This window comes from Shewanella sp., from assembly GCF_051658185.1.
In the GTDB taxonomy this organism is placed as follows: domain Bacteria; phylum Pseudomonadota; class Gammaproteobacteria; order Enterobacterales; family Shewanellaceae; genus Shewanella.
Map to the genome: position 1 here is coordinate 1 of NZ_JBOFMC010000004.1, position 14,241 is coordinate 14,241.

At 47.2% G+C, this 14,241-nt stretch carries 28 protein-coding genes; all 28 read right to left on the reverse strand.

The annotated features are described in order from the left end of the window. Positions 1-573 precede the first annotated feature (573 nt). The 28 genes from rplQ to rpsJ all read right to left on the reverse strand — a co-directional run bounded on the left by rplQ (position 574) and on the right by rpsJ (position 14,194). Positions 574-969 carry a 50S ribosomal protein L17 gene (gene rplQ, locus ACRCZA_RS00135; protein ID WP_007644470.1) on the reverse strand — a complete coding sequence of 132 codons (396 nt, stop codon included), beginning with the start codon at positions 967-969 and terminating at the stop codon, positions 574-576. Positions 970-1,009: 40 nt separating this feature from the next. Continuing rightward, positions 1,010-1,999 carry a DNA-directed RNA polymerase subunit alpha gene (locus tag ACRCZA_RS00140; protein WP_007644468.1) on the reverse strand — a complete coding sequence of 330 codons (990 nt, stop codon included), beginning with the start codon at positions 1,997-1,999 and terminating at the stop codon, positions 1,010-1,012. 24 nt (positions 2,000-2,023) lie between these two features. Continuing rightward, on the reverse strand, positions 2,024-2,644 hold the full coding sequence (gene rpsD, locus ACRCZA_RS00145) for a 30S ribosomal protein S4 (protein ID WP_438672484.1): 621 nt from the start codon (positions 2,642-2,644) through the stop codon (positions 2,024-2,026). A gap of 32 nt (positions 2,645-2,676) precedes the next feature. Then, on the reverse strand, positions 2,677-3,069 hold the full coding sequence (gene rpsK, locus ACRCZA_RS00150) for a 30S ribosomal protein S11 (protein ID WP_006083577.1): 393 nt from the start codon (positions 3,067-3,069) through the stop codon (positions 2,677-2,679). 15 nt (positions 3,070-3,084) lie between these two features. Next, entirely contained in the window at positions 3,085-3,441 is a 357-nt protein-coding gene (gene rpsM, locus ACRCZA_RS00155) for a 30S ribosomal protein S13 (protein ID WP_011787581.1), read from the reverse strand. Positions 3,442-3,558: 117 nt separating this feature from the next. Further along, entirely contained in the window at positions 3,559-3,672 is a 114-nt protein-coding gene (gene rpmJ / locus ACRCZA_RS00160; protein WP_006083579.1) for a 50S ribosomal protein L36, read from the reverse strand. 21 nt (positions 3,673-3,693) lie between these two features. Beyond that, entirely contained in the window at positions 3,694-5,034 is a 1,341-nt protein-coding gene (gene secY / locus ACRCZA_RS00165) for a preprotein translocase subunit SecY (protein ID WP_438672485.1), read from the reverse strand. Between the two features lie 7 nt (positions 5,035-5,041). Further along, complete coding sequence (gene rplO, locus ACRCZA_RS00170) at positions 5,042-5,476, reverse strand: 50S ribosomal protein L15 (protein WP_006083581.1); 435 nt, start codon at positions 5,474-5,476, stop codon at positions 5,042-5,044. Positions 5,477-5,479: 3 nt separating this feature from the next. Next, entirely contained in the window at positions 5,480-5,662 is a 183-nt protein-coding gene (rpmD, locus tag ACRCZA_RS00175; RefSeq protein ID WP_007644440.1) for a 50S ribosomal protein L30, read from the reverse strand. A 6-nt stretch (positions 5,663-5,668) separates the two neighbouring features. After that, entirely contained in the window at positions 5,669-6,172 is a 504-nt protein-coding gene (rpsE, locus tag ACRCZA_RS00180; RefSeq protein ID WP_011787579.1) for a 30S ribosomal protein S5, read from the reverse strand. Between the two features lie 12 nt (positions 6,173-6,184). After that, positions 6,185-6,535: a 50S ribosomal protein L18 gene (gene rplR, locus ACRCZA_RS00185; protein WP_248969071.1), complete on the reverse strand. Its 351-nt coding sequence runs from the start codon at positions 6,533-6,535 to the stop codon at positions 6,185-6,187. Positions 6,536-6,545: 10 nt separating this feature from the next. After that, positions 6,546-7,079: a 50S ribosomal protein L6 gene (gene rplF / locus ACRCZA_RS00190; protein ID WP_438672486.1), complete on the reverse strand. Its 534-nt coding sequence runs from the start codon at positions 7,077-7,079 to the stop codon at positions 6,546-6,548. 10 nt (positions 7,080-7,089) lie between these two features. Further along, entirely contained in the window at positions 7,090-7,482 is a 393-nt protein-coding gene (rpsH, locus tag ACRCZA_RS00195) for a 30S ribosomal protein S8 (RefSeq protein WP_007644434.1), read from the reverse strand. Positions 7,483-7,506: 24 nt separating this feature from the next. Next, the gene (gene rpsN, locus ACRCZA_RS00200) at positions 7,507-7,812 is read right to left on the reverse strand and encodes a 30S ribosomal protein S14 (protein WP_438672487.1); all 306 of its coding nucleotides are present in this window, start codon (positions 7,810-7,812) and stop codon (positions 7,507-7,509) included. Positions 7,813-7,822: 10 nt separating this feature from the next. After that, positions 7,823-8,362 (reverse strand): 50S ribosomal protein L5, encoded by a 540-nt coding sequence (gene rplE, locus ACRCZA_RS00205; protein WP_011787576.1) that lies wholly within the window; start codon positions 8,360-8,362, stop codon positions 7,823-7,825. Between the two features lie 12 nt (positions 8,363-8,374). Next, on the reverse strand, positions 8,375-8,689 hold the full coding sequence (gene rplX / locus ACRCZA_RS00210; RefSeq protein WP_007644431.1) for a 50S ribosomal protein L24: 315 nt from the start codon (positions 8,687-8,689) through the stop codon (positions 8,375-8,377). An 11-nt stretch (positions 8,690-8,700) separates the two neighbouring features. Next, positions 8,701-9,069, reverse strand: coding sequence for a 50S ribosomal protein L14 (gene rplN, locus ACRCZA_RS00215; protein ID WP_006083590.1), 369 nt, complete (start codon positions 9,067-9,069; stop codon positions 8,701-8,703). A 177-nt stretch (positions 9,070-9,246) separates the two neighbouring features. Then, entirely contained in the window at positions 9,247-9,495 is a 249-nt protein-coding gene (rpsQ, locus tag ACRCZA_RS00220; RefSeq protein ID WP_037457745.1) for a 30S ribosomal protein S17, read from the reverse strand. Continuing rightward, positions 9,495-9,686 carry a 50S ribosomal protein L29 gene (rpmC, locus tag ACRCZA_RS00225; RefSeq protein ID WP_007644429.1) on the reverse strand — a complete coding sequence of 64 codons (192 nt, stop codon included), beginning with the start codon at positions 9,684-9,686 and terminating at the stop codon, positions 9,495-9,497. The genes rpsQ and rpmC overlap by 1 nt, the downstream gene beginning before the upstream one ends. Further along, positions 9,686-10,096: a 50S ribosomal protein L16 gene (gene rplP, locus ACRCZA_RS00230; RefSeq protein WP_006083593.1), complete on the reverse strand. Its 411-nt coding sequence runs from the start codon at positions 10,094-10,096 to the stop codon at positions 9,686-9,688. The genes rpmC and rplP overlap by 1 nt, the downstream gene beginning before the upstream one ends. An 11-nt stretch (positions 10,097-10,107) precedes the next feature. After that, a complete protein-coding gene (gene rpsC, locus ACRCZA_RS00235) occupies positions 10,108-10,800 on the reverse strand; it encodes a 30S ribosomal protein S3 (protein ID WP_438672488.1) in 693 nt (230 codons plus the stop codon). A gap of 9 nt (positions 10,801-10,809) precedes the next feature. Beyond that, positions 10,810-11,142, reverse strand: a complete 333-nt coding sequence (gene rplV, locus ACRCZA_RS00240; protein WP_006083595.1) for a 50S ribosomal protein L22 — start codon at positions 11,140-11,142, stop codon at positions 10,810-10,812. Positions 11,143-11,157: 15 nt separating this feature from the next. Next, the gene (gene rpsS / locus ACRCZA_RS00245) at positions 11,158-11,436 is read right to left on the reverse strand and encodes a 30S ribosomal protein S19 (RefSeq protein ID WP_006083596.1); all 279 of its coding nucleotides are present in this window, start codon (positions 11,434-11,436) and stop codon (positions 11,158-11,160) included. 14 nt (positions 11,437-11,450) lie between these two features. After that, positions 11,451-12,275, reverse strand: coding sequence for a 50S ribosomal protein L2 (rplB, locus tag ACRCZA_RS00250; RefSeq protein ID WP_007644390.1), 825 nt, complete (start codon positions 12,273-12,275; stop codon positions 11,451-11,453). 16 nt (positions 12,276-12,291) lie between these two features. Continuing rightward, positions 12,292-12,594 (reverse strand): 50S ribosomal protein L23, encoded by a 303-nt coding sequence (rplW, locus tag ACRCZA_RS00255; protein WP_438672489.1) that lies wholly within the window; start codon positions 12,592-12,594, stop codon positions 12,292-12,294. Continuing rightward, positions 12,594-13,199, reverse strand: a complete 606-nt coding sequence (rplD, locus tag ACRCZA_RS00260) for a 50S ribosomal protein L4 (protein ID WP_007644364.1) — start codon at positions 13,197-13,199, stop codon at positions 12,594-12,596. The genes rplW and rplD overlap by 1 nt, the downstream gene beginning before the upstream one ends. 17 nt (positions 13,200-13,216) lie before the next feature. Further along, entirely contained in the window at positions 13,217-13,855 is a 639-nt protein-coding gene (gene rplC / locus ACRCZA_RS00265) for a 50S ribosomal protein L3 (protein WP_007644356.1), read from the reverse strand. A 27-nt stretch (positions 13,856-13,882) separates the two neighbouring features. Next, positions 13,883-14,194: a 30S ribosomal protein S10 gene (gene rpsJ / locus ACRCZA_RS00270; protein WP_011070616.1), complete on the reverse strand. Its 312-nt coding sequence runs from the start codon at positions 14,192-14,194 to the stop codon at positions 13,883-13,885. Between the last annotated feature and the right edge of the window lie 47 nt (positions 14,195-14,241).

Genomic DNA, 14,241 nt, shown 5'->3' on the forward strand with positions numbered 1-14,241 from the left:
CCGTCATAACAGCAGCTCGAGCAGGTGAACAAGGCTGAGGCTTAGCCGTTGTGCCGAAGAGGTAGGAGCGCTTGCAGCCAGTGCGACTTCAACGTCCATAGTTAGATTGTTATGCAACCTCCCTTTATCTGCACAATACATACACCACTAGCTTGAAGGCGAAAAAGATCTTGCAGATAGCCAACTAAGCTGAACAAAGCTTTGCGGGCTGGAAAGATGTGCCAAAAGCACTTGCTCAAAACACATAGAGAAAACATGAGCAGATAGGACAATGATATCCCAGGCGAATAGCTCGGCAGGTCGGCAGGTCGGCAGGTCGGCAGGTCGGCAGGTCGGCAGGTCGGCAGGTCGGCAGGTCGGCAGGTCGGCAGGTCGGCAGGTCGGCAGGTCGGCAGGGATGTTACATCAAAATAGATAAGCGCTGTCAATGACCACAACGGGCATCATCACCCTATCGCGCAATGATAACAAACTGACCAGCGCATTAACCTAACACGCCATAGGAGTCAAAGACGATACGAACAGGTATAAAAAAACCGGGCAATGCCCGGTTTTTTAAATATGTAACCTTAATTACTCAGCAGCTTCAACATCAACAGCTTGAGCAGCTTCTGGACGGCCAACTAGCTCGATGTAAGCCATAGGGGCTTTATCACCAGCACGTAAACCGCACTTAAGGATACGGGTATAGCCACCAGGACGTTCCTGGTAACGTGGACCCAACTCAGTAAATAACTTACCTACGACTTCAGCGTCGCGAGTACGTGCAAACGCTAAACGACGGTTTGCAACGCTGTCACTCTTAGCAAGTGTTATCAGAGGCTCAACTACGCGACGCAGTTCTTTCGCTTTAGCTACGGTTGTCTTGATGATCTCATGACGAACCAGTGAGCTTGCCATGTTACGGAACATAGCTTGGCGATGGCTGCTGTTGCGGTTAAGTTGACGACCACTCTTACGATGGCGCATGACCTAATCCTTATAACCTAAATCTGTACAAACCTGAGACTTATAGGTCGTCGGCTAAACTAGCTGGAGGCCAGTTTTCCAGACGCATACCTAACGACAGTCCGCGAGAAGCTAAAACGTCCTTAATTTCAGTAAGAGACTTCTTACCTAGGTTAGGTGTTTTAAGCAGCTCAACTTCAGTACGTTGTACCAGATCTCCGATGTAATGAATCGCTTCGGCTTTCAAGCAGTTAGCCGAACGTACAGTTAGCTCTAAATCGTCGACAGGACGCAACAGAATCGGATCGAACTCCGGCTTCTCTTCTTTCAGTTCTGGCTCAGTCACGTCACGCAGCTCAACAAACGCATCTAGCTGTTCAGCTAAAATGGTTGCAGAACGACGGATAGCTTCCTCAGGATCGATAGTACCATTGGTGGTCATATCAATAACGAGTTTATCCAAGTCAGTACGCTGTTCAACACGAGCTGCTTCTACATTGTAGGCAATACGTGCGACTGGCGAGAAAGAAGCATCAACCAGCAAGCGACCGATCGGGCGATCATCGTCTTCGGTCTGTGCACGAGCAGATGCTGGCACATAACCGCGACCACGCTCAACGCGAATACGCATGCTGATATCATTGTTACCTGTCAAATGACAAATAACATGATCAGGATTCACGATAGTGACATCACCATCATGCGTGATGTCTGCTGCGATGACAGGGCCTGCGCCGGACTTGCTCAACGTAAGCATAGCCTCGTCTTTACCCTCGATAGTCACTGCTAACCCTTTCAGGTTTAACAAGATCTCAAGGATATCTTCTTGTACGCCTTCCTTGCTGCTGTATTCGTGCAGCACGCCGTCAATCTCGACTTCGGTAACCGCGCAGCCGGGCATAGACGACAATAGGATGCGACGCAACGCGTTACCTAAAGTGTGGCCGAAACCACGCTCAAGCGGTTCCAGTGTAACCTTGGCACGTGTTGAGTTAACCTGCTCGATATCAACGAGACGCGGTTTAAGAAATTCTGTAACAGAACCCTGCATTGTGTCCTCTCTTGTTTGTTAGCCTTACTTAGAGTAAAGCTCGACGATCAGCTGTTCGTTAATTTCCGCAGACAAATCGCTACGTTCTGGAATGCGCTTGAAAGCACCTTCCATTTTCGCGCTGTCGACTTCAACCCATGTAGGCTTCTCGCGTTGAGCTGCCACTTCTAAAGCCGCTTTAATACGAGCTTGAGTGCGTGACTTCTCGCGGATGCTCACAACATCATTCGCAGACACTTTGAATGACGGAATGTTAACAACACGACCGTTAACCATAACAGATTTATGGCTGACTAACTGACGTGATTCTGCACGAGTTGCACCAAAGCCCATACGATAAACAACGTTATCTAGACGGGTTTCTAAAAGCTGAAGCAGGTTTTCACCTGTGTTGCCTTTAGCGCGTGCAGCATCTTTGTAGTAGTTACGGAATTGTTTTTCTAACACACCGTAAATACGACGAACTTTTTGTTTTTCGCGTAACTGCAAACCGTACTCTGACAAACGTGGCTTACGAGCGCCATGCTGTCCAGGTGCTGATTCCAGTTTACACTTTGAATCGATTGCTCTCACACCGCTTTTTAAGAAAAGGTCTGTACCTTCTCGGCGGCTGAGCTTGAGCTTGGGACCCAAGTATCTTGCCATGATCTTTCTCCAACTATCCTAATGAAACGGCGTTATACACGACGCTTTTTAGGAGGACGACAACCATTATGAGGGATCGGCGTCACATCGGTAATGTTGGTAATTTTATAACCAACAGCGTTCAGCGCACGAATGGCTGACTCACGACCTGGACCTGGACCCTTCACAAACACTTCAAGGTTTTTTAAACCGTAGTCTTGAGCAGCAGCACCTGCACGCTCAGCAGCCACCTGTGCAGCAAATGGAGTAGATTTACGTGAACCACGGAAACCTGAACCACCTGAAGTAGCCCATGACAACGCATTACCTTGACGATCTGTAATGGTGACAATAGTGTTGTTGAAAGAAGCATGGATATGAGCCATGCCATCTGCAACCTGTTTACGTACGCGCTTACGCGGAGAACGTGACGGAACTTTAGCCATTGCTTTACCTTCCCGTTACTTTCTAATTGGTTTACGTGGACCTTTACGCGTACGCGCATTGGTCTTAGTACGTTGCCCACGAAGAGGCAGGCTACGACGATGGCGGAGACCACGATAACAACCAAGATCCATAAGACGCTTGATGTTCATTGAAATCTCACGACGTAAGTCACCTTCTACTAAATATTTGGCGACTTCTTCGCGTAGTGTATCTATTTGAGCTTCGCTCAATTCCTTGATCTTAGCAGTTTCAGCGATTGCTGTAGCCGCGCAGATTGCTCTTGCACGAGTACGGCCGATGCCGAAAATTGCAGTCAATGCGATGACTGTATGCTTTTGATCAGGAATGTTAATGCCAGCGATACGGGCCACTATGCACTCCTTAAGTTAAAGGCCAACTGCGAAAAGCCCGAAAGGATACTCGACAGCTGACAGATTTGCAAACAATATTTTGTTCAGCCCAAGATTGGGCTGAACAAATTTTCTTAATTAGCCTTGACGCTGTTTGTGTTTTGGTTCAACACAGATAACGCGTACAACGCCACTACGCTTGACGATCTTGCAGTTACGGCAGATCTTCTTCACGGAAGCTCGAACTTTCATTTCATCACTCCGTAAAGCTAATTAGCGACCAAAGCGATCTAAATTTGCTTTGTTTACTAGGTTAGCTTTCTTCATCACAGACTCATACTGATGAGACATCATATGGGTCTGAACCTGAGCCATGAAGTCCATGATCACGACTACCATAATCAGTAGTGAAGTACCGCCAAAATAAAACTGTACTTTCCACGCAATTAACATGAACTCCGGAATTAAACAGATAAAGGTAATGTATAACGCGCCTGCTAATGTCAAACGGGTCATTACTTTATCAATGTAACGCGAAGTCTGTTCTCCAGGACGGATCCCAGGGATGAATGCACCACTCTTCTTCAAGTTATCAGCTGTTTCACGTGGGTTAAACACCAACGCAGTATAGAAGAAACAGAAGAAGATAATCGCTGCTGCATATAATAATGAGTAAAGCGGTTGTCCTGGTGACACAGCCAGTGAAAAATCACTTAACCATGACATAGACTCATTTTGACCAAACCACTGAGCCAGTGTGCCTGGGAACAAAATGATGCTTGACGCAAAAATTGGAGGTATTACACCCGCCATGTTTATCTTCAATGGTAAGTGGGTGCTTTGCGCAGCGAACACCTTACGGCCCTGCTGACGCTTAGCGTAGTTGACAACGATACGACGTTGACCACGCTCCACAAATACCACGAAATAAGTCACAGCAAACACAATTACCGCGAGCAACAACAATACTAACACATTCAAGTCACCTTGACGCGCCTGCTCGGCCGTTTGGCCAATAGCGGAAGGTAATCCTGCAACAATACCCGCGAAAATTAGAATCGAGATACCATTGCCGATACCACGTTCGGTAATTTGTTCACCTAGCCACATCAGGAACATCGTTCCCGTCACTAAGCTCACAACCGCAACAAAGTAAAACCCAAAACCAATGTTGACCACAAGGCCTGGCACTAAGTTTGGTAACCCGGTTGCAATACCGACCGACTGGAATGTACCCAGCACTAACGTACCCCATCGGGTATATTGACTGATCTTTTTACGCCCGGATTCGCCTTCTTTTTTCAATTCAGCTAGCGCCGGATGCACAACAGTCAATAACTGCATAATGATCGAAGCCGAAATGTACGGCATGATACCTAATGCAAAGATAGAGGCACGCTCAAGGGCACCACCCGAGAACATGTTAAACATGCCAAGGATGGTTCCACTTTGCTGAGCAAACAGCTCTGCTAATACAGCTGCGTCAATACCAGGAATTGGCACAAACGAACCGGCCCTAAAGACGATAATCGCACCAATCACGAACAGGAGGCGAGCTTTCAACTCAGAAAGTCCACCTTTCGCGCTTTTTAAATCAAGTCCTGGTTTTGCCATCGACGTATTATTCCTCGATCTTACCGCCAGCAGCTTCAATTGCTGCACGTGCACCTTTGGTTACCTTCAGACCTTTTACAGTCACAGGGCGCTCAATGGTACCTGAAAGAACAATTTTCGCAAACTGGATGTTGCGAGTTATAACGTTCGCATCTTTCAGAGCGTTTAAGTCGATAACATCACCGTTAACTTTTGCCAGTTCGAGTACACGAACTTCAGCTGTTACCATAGCGCGACGCGAGGTAAAACCAAATTTAGGTAAGCGGATCTTCAGTGGCATTTGACCACCCTCGAATCCAGGGCGTACACCGCCACCAGAACGAGATTTTTGGCCTTTGTGACCACGACCTGCAGTTTTACCTAAACCTGAACCCATACCACGGCCTACGCGCTTTGGTGCATGCTTAGAGCCTGCCGCTGGAGATAGAGTATTTAAACGCATCTATTAATCCTCCACCTTAACCATGTAGTAGACCTTGTTGATCATACCGCGAACTGAAGGAGTATCTTCTAATTCAACAGTGTGACCAATGCGACGCAGACCAAGACCGGTTAGGGTCGCACGGTGCTTTGGTAAACGACCAATAGCACTTTTAGTCTGAGTAACTTTTACAGTTTTAGTTGCCATGGTGCATTACCCCCGAATTTCGTCAACATTCAGGCCACGCTTAGCTGCGATTTGCGAAGGTGACTTCATGTGCACCAATGCATCGACAGTCGCGCGAACGATGTTGATCGGGTTAGTAGAACCGTATGCTTTAGACAGAACGTTATGAACGCCTGCAACTTCCAATACGGCACGCATTGCGCCACCGGCGATAATACCGGTACCCTGTGATGCTGGTTGCATGTAAACACGTGAACCAGTATGGCGACCTTTAACTGGGTGATGCAGAGTACCCGCATTCAATTCCACAGTCACCATATTACGACGGGCTTTTTCCATAGCTTTTTGAATTGCTGCTGGAACTTCGCGCGCTTTACCATAGCCATAGCCGATCTTACCGTTACCATCACCCACTACTGTCAGTGCTGTGAAGCTAAAGATACGACCGCCCTTAACTACTTTAGAAACACGATTAACTGCAATTAATTTCTCTTGCAGATCGTCTTTTTGCTGAGCTTCTAATTTAGCCATTTTTATAACCCCTTAGAACTGGAGGCCAGCTTCACGAGCAGCATCTGCTAGAGCAGCTACACGACCGTGATACTTGAAACCAGAACGATCAAACGCAACAGTAGTCACGCCTTTTTCGATCGCGCGCTCAGCAACAAACTTACCTACTGCTTTAGCCGCGTCTACGTTACCGGTACTCTTCAGTTGCTCTTTAACCGCTTTTTCGACGGTTGAAGCAGCTGCCACCACCTGAGCTTCAGGATTGATCACCTGAGCATAAATGTGACGCGGTGTACGATGTACAACCAGACGGTTCACGCCCAGCTCTTGGATCTTCTTACGAGCGCGAATAGCGCGACGTAAGCGAGATGTTTTCTTATCCATATCGCGTTACCTACTTCTTCTTAGCCTCTTTACGGCGTACTTCTTCGTCGTCATAGCGAACACCCTTGCCTTTATACGGCTCTGGTGGACGATATCCGCGAATCTCAGCAGCGACTTGGCCAATTAACTGTTTATCAACGCCACGTAGGACGATATCAGTTTGGCTAGGACACTCTGCAGTAACGCCTGCGGGCAGTTTGTGTACTAACGGATGAGAGAAGCCTAAAGTCAAATCGATGTCAGAACCGACGAGTTTCGCACGGTAACCAACGCCAACTAACTTTAACTTACGCTCAAAACCTTGAGATACACCAACAACCATGTTGTTTACTAATGCACGTGTGGTACCTGCCTGTGCCCAAGCGTTAACAACGCCTTCGACAGGTAGGAACTTGATCACGCCATCTTCAATAACAACATTGACCGCATTGTTGATCACTCGAGTCAGACTTCCTTTCGCGCCTTTAACGGTCAGGGTCTGTTCGTTTAAGGTCACCTCTACGCCAGCTGGAATAGATACTGGTGCTTTTGCTACACGAGACATTCCTAGCTCCTTATGCTACGTAGCAGATAACCTCGCCACCCATGCCTGCAAGGCGGGCGGCACGATCAGTCATCAAGCCTTTAGAAGTGGACACAATTGCGACACCCAGTCCGCCCATCACCTTTGGCAGTTCGTTTTTACCTTTGTAAATACGAAGACCAGGACGACTTACGCGCTGGATAGTCTCAACGACTGGTTGGCCTTGGAAATACTTTAAAGTAATTTCCAGTTCAGGCTTGGCTTCATCTGCTACGGCGTAATCGGCGATGTAACCTTCTTCTTTAAGCAGTTTCGCAATCGCGACTTTCAACTTAGCAGAAGGCATCTTCACTGATACTTTGTTAGCAGCTTGGCCGTTACGAATACGGGTTAACATATCCGCAATAGGATCTTGCATGCTCATATTAGCTTACTCCGTGACAAGTGCTTACCAGCTAGCCTTACGTAGGCCAGGAACTTCACCACGCATGGTTGCTTCACGTAATTTGATACGGCTTAAGCCGAATTTACGTAGGAAACCGTGTGGGCGACCAGTTTGATTACAACGATTGCGTTGACGCGCAGCGCTGGAATCACGTGGTAAAGCTTGCAGCTTTAATACTGCATCCCAACGGTCTTCATCAGAAGAAGCTGGACTGACAATAATAGCTTTCAGAGCGGCGCGCTTTTCAGCGAACTTAGCTACGAGCTGTGCACGTTTAACTTCACGTGCTTTCATTGATGATTTTGCCATTACGCTACCCTTATTTCTTGAATGGGAAGTTAAAAGCGTCTAACAAAGCACGACCTTCTTCATCAGTCTTCGCAGAGGTAGTGATAACAATATCCATACCGCGAATTTTATCGATTTTATCGTAATCGATCTCTGGGAAAATGATCTGCTCACGCACGCCCATCGCGTAGTTACCACGGCCGTCAAACGCTTTAGCGCTTAAGCCACGGAAGTCACGAATACGTGGGATTGCGATATCGACTAAACGCTCTAAGAATTCCCACATACGCTCACCGCGCAGGGTAACTTTACAGCCAATAGGGTAGCCTTCACGGATTTTAAAACCAGCAACTGATTTACGAGCAACAGTTACAACTGGCTTTTGACCAGCGATCGCAGTCATGTCACGGAGCGCATGCTCCATCACTTTCTTGTCTGCAACAGCTTCGCCAACACCCATGTTCAGGGTGATTTTCTCAATCCGAGGGACTTGCATGACACTGGTATAACCGAACTTTTTAGCAAGTTCAGCGACAACAGTCTCTTGGTATTTATCATGCAGTTTCGCCATCGTTTACTCCAATTACTTAACGAGTTCACTGGTCGATTTGAAGAAGCGAACTTTTTTGCCATCTTCAAAGCGGAAACCAACGCGATCAGCTTTGCCAGTGGCAGAGTTGAAAATCGCTACATTTGATGCTTGTATCGGTGCTTCTTTCTCAACAATACCGCCAGCTACACCCAGTTGTGGGTTTGGCTTTTGGTGTTTTTTGACAAGATTGATGCCTTCAACAATTAATTTACCAGTAGGTAGGACTTGAGAAACTTTAGCACGTTTACCCTTGTCTTTACCTGCTAATACAATCACTTCGTCTTCACGACGGATTTTAGCTGCCATTTTGAAGCTCCTTACAGTACTTCTGGTGCCAGCGAGACAATTTTCATGAATTGCTCATTACGCAATTCACGTGTCACTGGTCCAAAGATACGAGTGCCAATCGGCTGCAGGTTGTTGTTCAAAAGAACCGCTGCATTCCGATCGAAGCGAATGACAGAACCGTCTGGACGACGTACGCCTTTCTTAGTACGGACTACCACCGCGTTATACACATCACCTTTCTTCGCTTTAGCGCGAGGAATCGCTTCTTTTACAGAAACTTTGATAATGTCGCCGATACCGGCATAACGACGATGAGAGCCACCCAAGACCTTAATACACTGAACTCTGCGTGCGCCGCTGTTACATGCGACGTCAAGAGTCGATTGCATTTGGATCATTTTAAGTGCTCCGCTATCGTTACTACACAATTCCCACTATGGGACTATATACGCCATTTCTGCTACTAATTTAGTCAAAAATGGCGCGCAAATATAACACCATAAAAGCGGAAAGTATAGTATTAAAAAACAAACGGCCCCAAATTCTGGAGCCGTTTACCTAAATACCTAATTTAATTAGGCCTTTGATACTACTTCAACCAGGGTCCAAGACTTAGTCTTAGACAAAGGACGGCATTCGCGAATCGCGACTACGTCACCTTCATTGCACTGATTAGTTTCGTCATGTGCATGGATCTTAGTCGTACGCTTAATGTATTTCCCATAGATTGGGTGTTTCACTTGGCGTTCGATAGCAACAGTAATAGACTTGTCCATTTTGTTGCTAGTGACACGACCCTGCAAAGTACGGATTTTATCAGACATTATGCACCCGCCTTAGAAGTAATAATGGTCTTAACGCGCGCAATATTACGGCGCACCAATTTCAGTTGATGAGTCTGAGTCAACTGACCAGTGGCGTGTTGCATACGCAGGTTGAACTGCTCACGCAGCAGACCAAGTAGTTCAGCGTTCAGTTCTTCAACGCTCTTTTCTCTCAGTTCGCTCGCTTTCATTACATCACCGTCTTAGTTACGAAGGTAGTCTTAATTGGAAGCTTGGCAGCAGCTAAAGCAAACGCTTCACGAGCGATCACTTCAGACACACCATTCATCTCATAAAGAACCTTACCAGGTTGAATCTGACATACCCAGTATTCAACGTTACCTTTACCTTTACCCATACGCACTTCAAGAGGCTTAGAGGTAATCGGCTTGTCCGGGAAAACTCGAATCCAAATTTGTCCCTGACGCTTAATGTGACGTGTCATGGCACGACGTGCAGATTCGATCTGACGTGCAGTTAAACGGCCACGGCCAACTGCTTTCAGACCAAAAGTACCAAAGCTAACTTCGGTACCGTTCGCTAGACCGCGGTTACGGCCTTTGAACATCTTGCGAAACTTCATACGTTTAGGTTGCAGCATTGCCGGCTCTCCTATTTACCACGAGGCTTGCGCTTAGGTTGCTGCTGTTTCGGTTCTTCAATCTGTGGCAGCATTCCGTCCAGAACTTCACCTTTGAAGATCCAAACTTTAACACCAATCACACCGTATTGAGTGTGACTTTCAGAGGTTGAATAGTCGATATCAGCACGCAAAGTATGTAAAGGTACGCGACCTTCACGATACCACTCAGAGCGCGCAATCTCAGCACCGCCTAGACGGCCACTAACTTCAACTTTGATACCTTGAGCACCAATACGCATTGCGTTTTGTACCGCGCGCTTCATCGCACGACGGAACATCACACGACGCTCTAATTGCTGTGCAATTGAGTCAGCAACTAATTTGGCATCTAGCTCAGGTTTACGGATCTCAGCGATGTTAATTTGAGCAGGAGTGCCAGCCAGTTTTGAAACTGCAGCACGCAATACTTCAACGTCTTCACCTTTCTTACCAATCACAACACCTGGACGGGCAGTGTGAATCGTAACGCGGATGCTTTTCGCTGGACGTTCGATAACAATCTTGGATACTGAAGCAGCTTGTAGCTTCTCTTCAAGAAACTTACGCACTTCCCAGTCGCTGTTCAGATTATTCGCATAATCTGACTTATCCGCGTACCAGGTAGAGATCCAAGGCTTGGTGATACCCAGACGGATACCATTAGGATGTACTTTCTGTCCCATTGCTCTCTCCTAGCGATCTGATACAACCACAGTAATGTGGCTGGTACGCTTCATGATACGATCAGCGCGGCCTTTAGCACGTGGCATGATACGCTTCATAGTTGGACCCTCGTCAACAAAGACGGCTCCTACTTTTAGCTCATCAATATCCGCGCCTTCGTTGTGTTCGGCGTTTGCGATAGCTGAGTCAAGTACTTTTTTAACCAGTACGGCGGCTTTCTTCGGGCTGAAAGTCAAAATTTCGAGGGCCTTAGCAACAGGCAAACCACGAATTTGATCGGCAACCAGACGGGCCTTCTGCGCAGACGTACGGGCAAAACGATGTTTAGCTAAAACTTCCATCTTATTCCTCCCGTATTAACGCTTCTTCGCTTTCTTATCAGCAGCATGGCCGCGATAAGTGCGAGTTGGTGAGAATTCACCAAGTTTGTGGCCGATCATTTCGTCAGTTACGAACACAGGAACGTGCTGACGACCATTATGGACAGCGATGGTCAAACCAATCATATTTGGAATGATCATAGAGCGACGTGACCAAGTCTTAATAGGCTTCTTGTCACCGGCTTCCATCGCTTTCTCTACCTTCTTCAGCAAGTGCAGGTCAATGAAGGGACCTTTCTTGAGAGAACGTGGCATGGCGAATCCTCTTACTATTTATTACGACGACGTACGATGTACTTGTCAGTGCGCTTGTTACTACGAGTCTTATAACCCTTAGTTGGCACACCCCATGGAGTCACTGGGTGACGACCACCAGAAGTACGGCCTTCACCACCACCGTGTGGATGGTCTACTGGGTTCATTGCAACACCGCGAACTGTTGGGCGAATGCCTCTCCAGCGCTTAGCACCTGCTTTACCTAACTGGCGTAGCATGTGTTCGGCATTACCAACTTCACCAAATGTTGCGCGGCAATCAACTGGCACTTTACGCATTTCGCCAGAGCGAAGACGTAGAGTGGCATATGCGCCATCACGAGCAACAACTTGTACATAAGCACCCGCTGAACGCGCGATTTGAGCACCTTTACCAGGCTTCATTTCTACAGCGTGCACAACAGAACCTACTGGAATGTTGCGCAGTGGCATTGCGTTACCGGTTTTGATTTCGGCTTCAACACCAGACTGGATTTTGTCACCAGCTTGCATACCTTTAGCAGCAAGAATATAACGACGCTCACCATCCGCATACAGTACTAGAGCAATGTGCGCAGTACGGTTTGGATCGTATTCCAGACGCTCAATCTTTGCAGGGATACCGTCTTTATCGCGTTTGAAGTCGATTAAACGATAATGCTGCTTGTGACCACCACCAACGTGGCGGACAGTGATACGGCCAGTATTGTTACGGCCACCACTTTTAGATTTTTTTGCCAACAGGCCAGCAAAGGGTTTACCCTTATGCAGGTCAGTGTTCACCACTTTAACAACGTGGCGACGACCTGGAGAGGTTGGCTTACACTTAATAACTGCCATGATAATTCTCCTTTGCTTACTCAGCGCCGCCGACGAAATCGATATCAGCACCAGCAGCTAGAGTTACATAGGCTTTTTTCCAATCGCTACGACGGCCTGAACGACCACCGGTACGCTTGGTTTTGCCTTTGCTCACTAAAGTGCGAACTGATTCAACTTCAACTTCAAATAGCTTAGCAACAGCAGCTTTAATTTCAGCTTTAGTTGCATCGATAGCTACGCGGAAAACAACAGTGTTGTGCTTCTCAGCATTCACAGTGCTCTTTTCAGAGATGTGTGGCGCGAGAATAACTTTTAGCAAACGTTCTTCGCGGATCATCATGCTAGCATCTCCTCGATTTGCTTCACTGCGTCAGCAGTCACAAGCACAGTGTTGAACGCGATCAGACTTACTGGGTCAAGACCCGCTACATCACGAACGTCAACCTTGTACAGGTTACGAGCTGCTAAGAATAAGTTCTCATCAACTTCTGCAGTTACAATCAGAACGTCTTCCAGGTTCATTGCTTTCAGTTTTGCTTTCAGCTCTTTAGTTTTAGGAGCTTCAACGCCGAAAGATTCAACAACCACTAAACGCTCTTGACGTACCAATTCAGACAGAATGCTTTTCAGCGCGCCGCGGTACATCTTTTTGTTTACTTTTTGGCTATGATCTTGGGTTTTAGCAGCGAATGTTACGCCACCGCCACGCCAGATTGGGCCCTTAACACTACCAGCGCGAGCGCGGCCAGTGCCTTTTTGGCGCCATGGCTTTTTGCCAGAGCCAGTTACTTCCGCACGAGTCTTTTGGCCACGAGTGCCTTGACGCGCGTTTGCAGCGTACGCTACAACTACCTGATGAACCAGTGCCTCGTTAAAGTCACGGCCGAAGGTAGTTTCGGAAACTTCAAGAGCGCTTTGTGCGTCTTTCAATACCAATTCCATTACTATCTCCTCAGACCTTAAGCTTTAACTGCAGGCTTGATGATCAGGTCGCCATTAGTTGCGCCCGGAACAGCACCTTTAACCAGTAGCAGGTTACGCTCAACATCTACACGAACAACTTCTAGATTTTGAGTAGTAACACGCTCGGCACCCATGTGGCCTGACATTTTTTTGCCTTTAAATACGCGACCAGGCGTTTGGTTCTGACCAATAGAACCGTTCGAACGGTGCGACAAAGAGTTACCGTGAGTCATATCTTGGGTACGGAAGTTCCAACGCTTAACGCCGCCTTGGAAGCCTTTACCTTTTGATTGACCAGTAACATCAACTTTCGCTACATCAGCGAAAATATCAACATTTAGCTCAGCACCAACTTCAATGCCCTCGCCTTCACCGTCTGCCAGACGCACTTCCCACAAACCACGACCGGCTTCAACACCGCTCTTGGCAAAGTGACCTGCTTCTGGTTTAGTGATGCGATTGGCTTTTTTGGTACCAGTAGTAACTTGAAGTGCGCGATAACCGTCAGTTTCTAAAGTTTTCACTTGAGTAACACGGTTGCCAGCAACTTCAATTACTGTAACAGGTATTGAAACACCATCTTCAGTGAAGATGCGAGTCATACCAACTTTACGACCAATAAGACCGATAGCCATCTCTCAAACCTCTTCTAAGGATCTCAATTAACCCAAGCTAATCTGTACGTCGACACCAGCCGCAAGATCTAAACGCATTAATGCGTCTACAGTCTTTTCAGTTGGCTCTACGATGTCAACCAGGCGCTTGTGAGTACGTAATTCGTACTGGTCACGAGCATCTTTATTAACGTGCGGAGAGATCAAAACGGTATAACGCTCTTTGCGCGTAGGCAGTGGAATAGGACCACGTACCTGGGCGCCAGTACGCTTAGCAGTTTCAACGATTTCCGCTGTAGACTGATCAATTAAACGATGATCAAATCCTTTCAAGCGGATACGGATTCTTTGGTTCTGCATTGACCAGAGCTCCTAAAATGGACACATAAAAAATCACCCTCTAGCTT